Genomic DNA, 10,200 nt, shown 5'->3' on the forward strand with positions numbered 1-10,200 from the left:
CCCTCGGCGCACCGGTCGCGCGCGAGGCGGGGGCGGCGGGGCGTGCACGGCCGCAGGAAGCGTCTGGGTCATGGGTCCTCCGGTCGGGTGCGGCAGGAGCGCCGGACTCCAGGAACGTATCTGATGATCCTGTCCGCCGGATGTCCGTCCTCTGTGGGTCGGATGGACGCACTGTCGGCAGCTCCCGGCACAATGGGGCGCACGGTCGGACCAGCGGAGGGGGAGCATGGAGTCGTTCTGGGATCCGCGCAGTCGCCGCACCCGCCAACAGCCGGTCGTCGCGGTGAGCGCCAACGACGACGCGCCGGACCCGGCCTCCCCGCGATGGCCGGTGAGCATCCCGGCGGTCGCTCAGGTGCTGCGGGACGGGCTGGATCTCGATCCCGGGGTGACCTTCCTCGTCGGCGAGAACGGCAGCGGGAAGTCCACGCTCGTGGAGGGGATCGCCATCGCATACGGACTCTCCCCGGAGGGGGGATCCCGCCAGGCGAACCACCGCACCCGGGCCACGGAGTCCCCGCTGTCGGACTGGCTGCGGATCCGACGCGGAGTCGGGGCCGACCGGTGGGGGTTCTTCCTGCGCGCCGAGACGATGCACTCCTTCTACACCTACCTCGAGGAGAACCCGGGGACCGGTCCGGAGCCGGCCTTCCACGAGATGAGCCACGGCGAGTCCTTCCTCGCGCTGCTCGACGCGCGCTTCGACGACCCCGGCTTCTACTGTCTCGACGAGCCGGAGGCAGCGCTGTCCTTCGGCTCGACGCTCTCGCTCATCGCCGTGCTGCGCCGCATCGCCGACGAGGGCGGGCAGGTGCTCTGCGCCACGCACTCGCCGGTGCTCGCCGCCCTCCCGGGAGCGACGATCCTCGAGGTCGGCGACCACGGGCTGCGTCGCGTCGGGTGGGATGAGCTGGAGCTCGTCGCCCACTGGCGCTCGTTCCTGGGGGATCCGTCCCGCTACCTCCGCCACCTGCTCGACTGACGTGCCGTGGGCGGCCGGGGCCGGCCGCGGCGGCGATCCGGAGACCGACCCTCGGTTCTCCCCCTAGACTCGGAGGCGATGTCGCGAAACGGGTGGGTCGTCTGATGGGAGTCGAAGAGGAGCGCCGTCGACTGTCGCGGCCGGCACCGCATCGCGCGATCGTCGCGGTGCTGCTGGCCACGGGGCTCTGCGCGTCGTTCCTGTTCACGCTCGTCGTCCCGATCCAGTCGAAGCTGCCGGATCTGCTCGGCGCCGCCCGCGAGGACACCGCCTGGGTGGTCACGGCCACCTTGCTGGCGTCGGCGGTGGTCACCCCGATCGCGGGACGTCTCGGCGACATGTACGGCAAGCGCCGCATCATCCTGTCGCTGCTGGTGATCACCCTCATCGGGTCCGTGGTCGTCGCCCTGTCGTCGCAGATCCAGGGCGTCGTCATCGGCAGGACGCTGCAGGGCGCGATGGCGGGAGTGATCCCGCTGGGCATCGCGGTCATGCGCGACGTGCTCCCGACCGAGCGCGTGGACGGCGCCGTGGCCATGATGAGCTCGACGCTCGGCGTGGGCGGTGCGCTGGGTCTTCCCATCAGCGCTCTCATCACGGAGTACGCCGACTGGCATCTGCTGTTCTGGGTGACCACCGTGCTGTGCGCGGCCGCGTTCGTGCTCGTGCTCTGGGTGGTGCCGGTCAGCGTCCTGCGCACCGAAGGGCGATTTGACTACCTCGGCGCCGCGGGTCTCAGCATCGCGCTGATCGGCGTGCTGCTCGCCGTGTCGCGCGGCGATCAATGGGGCTGGTCGTCACCGGCGACGCTGCTGAGCGGGTTCGGGGGACTCGCACTCCTCGTGCTGTGGGGCTGGTATCAGCTGCGGGCGAAGGAGCCGCTCCTGGATCTGCGGGTCGCGGCCCGCCGGCCCGTGCTCCTCACGAACCTGGCCTCGATCGCGATGGGCTTCGCCCTCTTCGCCTCGAACGTGGTGTATCCGCAGCTGCTGGAGCTGCCGGCCGAGTCCGGTGTGGGCTTCGGCCTGCCCCTGATCGCCGCCAGCCTGGTCGTGATGCCGTCGGGCGTCCTGATGATGCTGCTGTCCCCGGTCGCCGGGCGCGTGGCTCACGCGATCGGCCCCAAGGTGCTGCTGCTGGGCGGCGCCGCCGCCCTGATCGCCGCGTACGCGTTCACCATCCTCCTGCACAGCGAGGTCTGGCACGTCCTCGTCGCGAACCTCCTGATCGGCGTAGGGATCGGCTTCGGCTACGCCTCGATGCCGATGCTCATCATGCGCTCCGTGCCGCAGAGCGAGACCGGCGCGTCCAATGGGCTCAACGCGCTGTGCCGGTCTCTCGGCACGAGCGCCGCGGCGGCCGTGATGGGCGCCGTCCTCGCGGCGTCCAGCGCCCAGAGCCCGATGGGGCAGCCCACCGAGGACGGATTCCAGCTGGCGTTCCTGCTCGGCATCGGCGCCGCGGCCGTCGCGTTCGTGCTCGCCCTGATCATCCCGACGAAGCCCGCACGCGAACGGCACCCCTCCCTGCCGGAGTGAGGACGTCGCCGGCGGGCGCGGGGCTCAGCCGGCGGTGACGCCGGCGATCGTCACGGGCTCCTTGGGCTTGCCGTCGCCTGCCCCGGTGTCGGTGCCCTTGGCCGCGATGGCCTTGACGACCTCGACGCTCGCCGCGTCCAGAGATCCGAAGACCGTGTAGCTCGGGGCGAGCTGGGTGTCGGCGTAGACCACGAAGAACTGCGAGCCGTTCGTGTCGGGGCCGGCGTTGGCCATCGCGAGGGTCCCGGCCGGGTAGGTCTCCGAGCCGGTCAGCTCGTCGGGGAACTCGTATCCCGGCCCGCCGGTGCCCGTGCCGGTGGGGTCGCCGCACTGCAGCACGAAGATGCCGGACGTGGTGAGACGGTGGCAGGGGGTCTCGTCGAAGTAGCCCTGCTGCGCGAGCGACAGGAAGCTGTTGACGGTGCACGGCGCGGCGTCCGCGTCGAGGGACACGGCCAGATCGCCCGCACTGGTGCGGATCGTCGCCGGGACCGTGCCCGACGCGGTCGGCTCCGCGGGCGGCGTGGTCGCGTCCTTGGCCGCCGGTCCCGCCGCACCGTAGACGCAGGTGCCGGCGGGCGTGGTCGGTTCCGCGCTGGCGCTGGCGCTGGCGTCGCTGGGCGCACCGGATCCGGCGTCCGTCGGCGCCGCGGGAGTCGTGGAGCATCCGGCGAGGGCGAGCATGGCCGCGGCCGACACCGCGAGCAGGGAACGGCGGGCCAGGGAACGGGAGGAGGTGCGCATGCATCGATCGTAGTTCGGCCCGGAGCGCGCGCCCGACGCGGCGAGCCGGGCGCGTGGTGTCACGCCGCGCGTGCGTGGCGGAGCTTCTCCGGGTTCGCGACCTGCCGCAGTGCACGGATCCGACCCGAATCGCCGAGCTCGATCGTCACGACCGCGTCGTGCCCCGAGTAGTGCAGCAGGAGCGCCGTCTCGCCGTTGACCTCCACCAGACCGCCCCGGAGCGGATGGACGGCGTCGTGCGCGCGGGCGCGTTCCACGATCCCCCGCAGGAAGCGCGCGACCTTCTCCGCGCCGAACACCGGGTTGAGCGCGCTGCGGACCCGGCCCCCGCCGTCGGCCCACAGGATCGCGTCGTCTTCCAGGAGGGTCACCACGGCGTCGATCTCGCCTTCCTCGATCGCGGCGACCAGACGGGCGAGGGCCTCCCGGTCCGCGGAGCGCGGCGGCGTCGACGTCGCGTCGATCCGCAGCCGCCGCTCGGCCCGCGAGAGGAGCTGGCGCACCGCCGTCGGGCTCTTCTCCAGGATCTCCGCGATCTCCCGCGTCGGCATGCCGAACGCCCGATGCAGCACCAGCGCGGCGCGGGCTTCGGGAGCGAGCTGCTCGGCGAGGTGCAGCAGTGCGTGGGAGAGCAGCTCGCGGTCCGCGATCGCGTCCTCGGGCAGACGCTCGGTCGCCACCGGTTCCGGAAGCCAGTGCCCGACGTAGTCCTCCCGGACCGCGATCTCGGCCCGCAGCCGGTCGATGGAGCGTCGCACGCACATGGTCGTGAGCAGGGCCGGCCAGGACCGCACCTCGCGCGTCCCCGCCCGCTCCTCGCGCAGGGCGTCGATCGCCACCTCCGACACCACGTCCTCGGCGTGCCCGAGATCGCCCAGCATGCGATAGGCGATCCCGAGCAGTCGGCCGCGTTCACGCTCCCACGCCTGCGTGGCGGGGGAGGAGGCGGTCATGGCCTCCACGCTAGCCCGTGCGGCGGGCGGGCCGGGGATCCGCTCACTCGACCGGATGCTCGTCGTCCAGGGGCGGCTCCATCTCGGTCGCGATGGCGATCCGGTTCCACACGTTGATCGTCGCGATCGCGAGCACGAGGGCTCCGAGCTCTCCCTCGTCGAAGTGCTGCGCGGCGGCGTTCCAGATCTCGTCCGTGACCGTCGTCGGACCGAGCTCCGTCACGGCGTCGGTGAGCGCGAGGACCGCGAGCTCCCGCTCGTCGAACAGGTTCCGGGCGTGCTGCCAGGCGGCCACGGCGTGGAGCTTGCGCTGCGGGATGCCGTGCTTCGCGCCGTCCGTGGAGTGCATGTCGACGCAGAAGCCGCAGCCGTTGAGGATCGACGCGCGAAGCTTCAGCAGGTGATACAGGGAGGCGTCGACGGACTTCCGGGAGTACGCCTCCAATCCGATCACGGCGGCGTAGCCGAGCTTGTTGGTCCGGGACATGTCGATTCGCATCGCGGATGCTTCCATTCCGCCGGTCCTCTCCGGCGGATCTCGCCGGAGGCGCCACCGGCCTCATGGATGGTGTCGGAGCGCACGCCCGAAGTGTGACAGCCGGCCGTCGATCGTCCCGTCAGCCGCGGCCGAGGAGGGCCCCGCCGTTGACCTGGATGATCTGACCGGTGGTCCAGGCGGCGGACGGCCCGGCCAGATACGACACCGCACCGGCCACCTCGTCGGGCGTGCCCGGGCGGTTCATCGGGACCCCGGCGAGGCGCGAGGCGGCGATCTCGGGGGTGCGCCGGCCGTCCCAGAACTCGGTGTCGGGCACGTATCCGGGGGCCACGGCGTTCACCGTCACACCCTCGTCGGCGAGCTGGAGGGCCAGGCCCATGCTCCATCCGTGGATCGCGGCCTTGGCCGCACCGTAGGCGTCCGCACCACGGAGCCCGGCGATGGAGCTGATCGACACGATGCGTCCCGGTCGTCGCACATGGGGAAGCAGCGCCTCGGTGAGGAGCACGGCCGTGAGGACGTTGCGGCGGAAGTTGGCCTCGTAGTAGTCCGCCAGTCCGCTCAGGCCCTCGCCGCGGTCGAGGAGGTTCCCGCCCGCATTGTTCACGAGCACGTCGACCGCCCCGGCCGCCGCGATCTCGGCGGCCGCGCGCTCCACCTGCGCGGGGTCCTCGAGGTCCGCCGTCACGGTGTGCACCCGGCGCTGGGGGGCGGCCCGGCGGATCTGCTCGGCGGCCTCGTCCAGGACGGCGGGGCGGCGGCCGATGATCGTCACGTCGAAACCGTCGCGGGCGAGCCGGAGGGCCGTGGCCCGACCGATCCCCGTGCCGCCGCCGCTGATGACCGCGTGCCCGGCCTCGTCCCTCGTCGTCATGACGCCAGCCTAATCAGCCCTCGTCCACGACGGCGAGCCCGTGCCCGCGGAGCCGGCGCCGCTCGTGCGCGAGCGTCTCGACCGTCCGTTGCGCTCCGCTGCGGACGTGCGCGCGGACGAGCTCCGCGGCTCGTTCCGCGTCCCGGGCCATGAGGGCGTCCGCGATCTCCCGGTGCTCGTCCCTGGCGCGGTCTCTGGCCTCGTCCGTGCGCACCTCGAGCCACCGCGGCCGCAGGAGCCGCGTCATCGCGCCCGCCAGCCCTTCGGCCAGGAAGACGTTCCCGGAGAGCCGGCCGATGATCTCGTGGAAGCCCGCGCCGGGGCGGAGCAGGTCGTCGTCGTCCGTCGCGATCGCGTCGGCGAGAGCGGCGAGGTCGTCGTCCGAGGCACGGTCGGAGGCCATCCGGACGGCGGCGACCTCGATCGCCTCGCGGTACTCGGCCAGGGCTCGGATCTCGGCCAGGTCGATCGGGGCGACGGTCCAGCCCCGGCCGTCGCGGCGGACGAGGCCATCGGCCTCGAGGCGCAGGAGGGCGGCGCGGATCGGGGTGCGCGACGAGCCGAGGCGATCCTCGAGCCCGCGTTCGGTGAGCTTCTCACCCGGCAGGTGGTCCAGGGTGAGGATCCCGTGTCGCAGGCGGCCGTAGATCGAGGTGTCCCGCGGGAGCCCGGATCGGTGCGCAGTGCTCATCGTGCTCCTCATCGACGGCCTTCTTCCTCAGCGCGGAATTTGTGGGATACCAACTGGGTGTACCGTAACGATACCCCTCTCTTGGACGACCTGAAGGAGATCGCGATGGCTTCTGCGACGCCGCGTCGTGCGTGGACGATGCTCTCCCTCGGCGTCGCCGCCCAAGCGGCGGGGACCGTGTTCGTGAGCACCCCGGCCTTCCTGATTCCGTATCTGCATGCCGAGCAGGGCATGTCGCTCGCCGAGGGAGGGCTCCTCGCCGCCGCGCCGACGGTGGGGCTGGTCCTGACGATGGTGCTCTGGGGCGCCCTGGCGGACCGGCACGGGGAGAGGATTGTGATCGCCGGCGGATCCGCGCTCACGGCGGCGGCGGCCCTCGGCGCAGCGGCCCTGGCGGAGGACCGCGCGTTGCTCGGCCTGCTGCTGCTCGTCGGCGGGGCGGCCTCGGCGAGCGTGAACGCGGCGAGCGGACGCGTGGTGATCGGATGGTTCCCGCGTGAGCGCCGCGGGCTGGCGATGGGGGTCCGCCAGATCTCGCAGCCGCTGGGGGTGTCGGTCGCCGCCGTGCTCGTACCCGCGTTCGTGGGCGGCGCCGGCGTGGGCGCCGCCCTCCTCCTGTCCGCCGTGCTCACCGGTGTGCTCGCGGTGCTGTGCGCCATCGGCATCCGCAACCCGCCCAGGGCCCCGCGAGCGGAGGTCGTGCTCGCCCGTCCGGCCAACCCCTACCGCGCCGGGTCGTTCCTGTGGCGTATCCACCTCGTGTCGGCGCTGCTCGTCGTGCCCCAGTTCGCCCTGTCGATCTTCGGCGTCGTCTGGCTCGTGACCGATCTGCGGTGGGACGCCACGATGGCCGGGCTGCTCATCTCCGTCGCGCAGTTCGTCGGCGCACTGGGCCGGATCCTCATCGGGGGCGTCAGCGACCGCGTGGGCAGCCGGGTCCGGGTGTTGCGGTGGGTGGCGATCGCGGGGGTCGCGGTGATGCTGGCGGTCGGCGCCGCCGGCGCGCTGCGCATCGACGCGGCGGCCGCCGTCGTCTTCGTCCTGGCGACGGTGGTCAGCGTGGCCGACAACGGTTTGGCGTTCACCTCGGTGGCCGAGGCGGCGGGCACGTCGTGGGCGGGGCGGGCGCTCGGCGTGCAGAACACCGGTCAGTTCCTCGTCGCATCCGCGGTGGGGCCGGCGGTCGGCGCGCTGATCGGACTGGTGGGGGCGCCGGTGGCCTTCGCCCTGCTGGCGGCGGCGCCCGCGGTCGCGCTGCCCCTGGTCCCGCGCGAGGACCGCCACGATCTCGCGGAGCCTGTCGGTTCCCTCCCCGTCGCGCCTGACGGAGGCATCAGAACCCCGTGAGCTCGACCTCGTGCATGACCTCGACGGGACGGTAGCCGAACGCCTCGTTCGTGCGGTACATCGCGGTGTTGGCCGGGTCGGTCCAGGTGTAGACGACACGGCACTCGGGCGCCTCTTTCCGCAGCCGCGCGAGCGTGTCGCGCTTGAGCGCCCCGCCGAGTCCGTGTCCGCGGTGGGCGGGCATCACGAGCGTGTCGTCCTGACGTGCCGCGCGCGCGTCATCCCTCGGGGTCATGAGGACGGAGTACCCCGCGAACTCGCCGGTCGAGCGGGAGCGGGCCGCCGCCACGAACGAGCGCCAGCTCGCGGATGTGCGCTCCTCGGAGACCCGCAGGCGCTCCTCGTCGAGGACGATCGGATCGATGTCGATCTCGCCCAGGGGGACGTCGGCGTTCATCTGGTTGCGCATCGCCAGGTACGCCGGGAGGAACTCCTCGGGGCAGCGGTCGGTCCAGCCGAGGATCTCGTAGGCCCCATCGGGGCGGGACGGGGCGGTCGATGCCGCGGGACCGTCCGCCCCGGGGACGTCGAGACGCAGCACGTGCTCCGTGTGGACCACCCGGTAGCCGAGGGCCTCGGCGAACACGGCGCGGGTGCCGCTCGCATCCATCGGTCGGGAGACCTCGGCCAGGATCGTGCGGCGCCCCGCCTCCCGGCACTCCGCGACGAGACGCTCGTGGAGCGCGCGGCCGATGCCGCGTCGCCAGACCGGCGGGAGAACGCCCAGCGCGAGCGTCGCCAGGTGCGGATTGTCGGCGAGGGAGAAGGCGAGCTCGGCCGCCCCCACCGGCTCACCCCCCATCTCCGCCAGGAACCACCGGCGCTCGGCGTACGGCGACGGGGACTGTGCCCGGGCGAGCAGGGCGTGCTCCGGTTCGGGCACCGCGTCGGGACGGCCTTCGCGGTACGCCGCATCCAGGATGCGCCAGACGGCGCGCAGCTGTTCGGATCGGTCGGTGGGCACGCGGCGCACCGTGACCGGCGGTGTCATCGAGCGCCGCCGTCCGCGTCCTCCGCATCGGGCGACGGATGCTCCCAGCCCTGCGGGTCGTGGAAGACCTCGAGGCGGATGCCGTTGTCGTCCTCGACGAACGACGCGTAGTACTCCGGAGTGAAGCGCGGATACTCCTTGGGCTCGCGGACGGCGGACCAGCCGGCCGACAGCGCGACGCCGTGGATCCGGTCGACCTCGGCGCGCGACTCGACGCGGTAGGCGAGGTGCTGCCATCCGACGCGGCCGTGCCGGTGCGGCGCGGTCCCCTCCTCGCGCGCGGGATAGAGCAGGATCTCGGGGACGACGCCGGTCCAGAACGCGAGGTCCTCCGCGTCGTGGGTGCGGCGGTAGCCGAGCGCGGCGAGGACGGGGTCGAACTGTGCGGACGCGGAAGGGACGTGGTCGACGGTGATCCCGAGGTGGTCGATGCGGGCCATACGGGGCAGTCTCCCACGGACCGCGGACGCGGCCGTGCGGTCGGCGCGTCAGTCCTCGGTGGTCGCGACCATCCAGTCGATCCCGAACCGGTCCGTGAACATCCCGAACAGGCCGCCCCAGGGCGCCGGGGCGAACGGCATGGTGATCGAGGCGCCGTCGGTGAGCCGGTCCCACGCGGCGCGCAGCTCGTCCGCATCGGGGCCGCTCAACGAGACGGCGACCCCCTGCGGCGCGGCGTACGGCATGGCGCGCGGAGTGTCGGAGGCCATGAGGACCAGTCCGTCCGGCGTGGTGAGCTGCGCGTGCATGACCAGCGACGCCTCGTCGGGGCCCTGGACCATGTCGGGGAAGGACTCGAAGGTCGAGATGTCGAGCTCGCCGCCGAGCGCGCCCTGATAGAACTCCATCGCCTCGCGGGCGTTGTCGCGGAACGAGAGATACGGGTTGAGGTTCGCCATGATGCTCCTTCGACAGACGCGACGGTCGTCGCGCACGCTCAGTCTCCGCCCGGGCCCGGGTATCCGCAATGGGCTGTCCGCACATGGCCAGCGCCGGTCCGCCGGGGCCGATGCGCCTGGCAGAGTGGGGACATGACCGCCGTGACCCTCATCCGTTCCGCCACCCTCTCCGACGTCGCCGAGTACGCCTACGCCGCCACCGCGCCGAAGGACGCGCGGCTGATCTTCCTCGCCGGCGCGTGCCCGCTCGAGGACGACGGCTCCACCGCCGCCGTCGGCGACTATGCGGGGCAGGCGGCGCGATGCGTCGAGACCCTGCGGCGCGCGCTCGCCGACGCCGGCGCATCGATGACCGACGTCATCAGCACACGCGTCCTCGTCGCCTCGTCCTCCCAGGCCGACCTCGTCGCGGCCTGGGAGGTCGTGCGCGACGCGTTCGGCGCTCACGACGTCCCCAGCACGCTGATGGGCGTCACCGTGCTGGGGTACGACGACCAGCTCGTGGAGATCGAGGCGGTGGCCGCCGTCGTCGACGAGTCCTGAGGCTCGGACGGCATCGCGGACGCCGCCTCACCGTCCCGCCCTCAGCGCCTGCCAGAGCACGGCCCAGTCCTCCGCGGCGAGGTCGCGCGGCAGAGCGCGCGATCCCACCCCCGCGCGGCCCAGCGCGCCCCGGGCGTCG

Annotated in this window: 12 protein-coding genes; 4 read left to right on the forward strand and 8 right to left on the reverse strand. The window is 72.8% G+C overall.

Going from position 1 to position 10,200, the window contains the following annotated elements:
• Nucleotides 1-226: 226 nt before the first annotated feature.
• Both MR1_RS17330 and MR1_RS17335 read left to right on the forward strand, forming a co-directional pair.
• Nucleotides 227-982 (forward strand): AAA family ATPase, encoded by a 756-nt coding sequence (locus MR1_RS17330; RefSeq protein WP_067249902.1) that lies wholly within the window; start codon nucleotides 227-229, stop codon nucleotides 980-982.
• Between the two features lie 104 nt (nucleotides 983-1,086).
• Complete coding sequence (locus tag MR1_RS17335) at nucleotides 1,087-2,520, forward strand: MFS transporter (RefSeq protein ID WP_067249906.1); 1,434 nt, start codon at nucleotides 1,087-1,089, stop codon at nucleotides 2,518-2,520.
• A gap of 24 nt (nucleotides 2,521-2,544) precedes the next feature.
• Here MR1_RS17335 and MR1_RS17340 read toward each other — a convergent pair whose 3' ends face one another.
• From MR1_RS17340 to MR1_RS17360, 5 genes are all read right to left on the reverse strand, one after another.
• Complete coding sequence (locus tag MR1_RS17340) at nucleotides 2,545-3,264, reverse strand: peptidylprolyl isomerase (protein ID WP_084344871.1); 720 nt, start codon at nucleotides 3,262-3,264, stop codon at nucleotides 2,545-2,547.
• 59 nt (nucleotides 3,265-3,323) lie between these two features.
• The gene (locus tag MR1_RS17345) at nucleotides 3,324-4,217 is read right to left on the reverse strand and encodes a sigma-70 family RNA polymerase sigma factor (protein ID WP_067249909.1); all 894 of its coding nucleotides are present in this window, start codon (nucleotides 4,215-4,217) and stop codon (nucleotides 3,324-3,326) included.
• A gap of 43 nt (nucleotides 4,218-4,260) precedes the next feature.
• On the reverse strand, nucleotides 4,261-4,716 hold the full coding sequence (locus MR1_RS17350; RefSeq protein ID WP_067249936.1) for a carboxymuconolactone decarboxylase family protein: 456 nt from the start codon (nucleotides 4,714-4,716) through the stop codon (nucleotides 4,261-4,263).
• A gap of 118 nt (nucleotides 4,717-4,834) precedes the next feature.
• Nucleotides 4,835-5,590, reverse strand: a complete 756-nt coding sequence (locus MR1_RS17355) for an SDR family NAD(P)-dependent oxidoreductase (protein WP_067249913.1) — start codon at nucleotides 5,588-5,590, stop codon at nucleotides 4,835-4,837.
• 13 nt (nucleotides 5,591-5,603) lie between these two features.
• A complete protein-coding gene (locus MR1_RS17360) occupies nucleotides 5,604-6,281 on the reverse strand; it encodes a GntR family transcriptional regulator (RefSeq protein WP_067249916.1) in 678 nt (225 codons plus the stop codon).
• Nucleotides 6,282-6,386: 105 nt separating this feature from the next.
• Here MR1_RS17360 and MR1_RS17365 point away from each other — a divergent pair, with 105 nt between their 5' ends.
• Entirely contained in the window at nucleotides 6,387-7,628 is a 1,242-nt protein-coding gene (locus MR1_RS17365; protein WP_067249939.1) for an MFS transporter, read from the forward strand.
• On the opposite strand, the gene MR1_RS17370 is transcribed toward MR1_RS17365, so the two are convergent.
• From MR1_RS17370 to MR1_RS17380, 3 genes are read right to left on the reverse strand one after another with little or no spacing between them, the layout of a single operon-like run.
• Nucleotides 7,615-8,592 (reverse strand): GNAT family N-acetyltransferase, encoded by a 978-nt coding sequence (locus MR1_RS17370; RefSeq protein WP_169797710.1) that lies wholly within the window; start codon nucleotides 8,590-8,592, stop codon nucleotides 7,615-7,617. The two genes, MR1_RS17365 and MR1_RS17370, sit on opposite strands and share 14 nt — an antisense overlap.
• Nucleotides 8,593-8,615: 23 nt before the next feature.
• Complete coding sequence (locus tag MR1_RS17375) at nucleotides 8,616-9,059, reverse strand: VOC family protein (protein ID WP_067249924.1); 444 nt, start codon at nucleotides 9,057-9,059, stop codon at nucleotides 8,616-8,618.
• 48 nt (nucleotides 9,060-9,107) lie between these two features.
• Complete coding sequence (locus tag MR1_RS17380) at nucleotides 9,108-9,518, reverse strand: VOC family protein (protein WP_067249926.1); 411 nt, start codon at nucleotides 9,516-9,518, stop codon at nucleotides 9,108-9,110.
• 132 nt (nucleotides 9,519-9,650) lie between these two features.
• Between MR1_RS17380 and MR1_RS17385 the strand changes: the two genes are divergently transcribed.
• Nucleotides 9,651-10,061, forward strand: coding sequence for a RidA family protein (locus tag MR1_RS17385; RefSeq protein WP_067249930.1), 411 nt, complete (start codon nucleotides 9,651-9,653; stop codon nucleotides 10,059-10,061).
• Nucleotides 10,062-10,200: the final 139 nt, after the last annotated feature.

It is taken from the genome of Microbacterium resistens NBRC 103078 (assembly GCF_001552355.1).
Taxonomy (GTDB): Bacteria; Actinomycetota; Actinomycetes; order Actinomycetales; family Microbacteriaceae; genus Microbacterium; species Microbacterium resistens.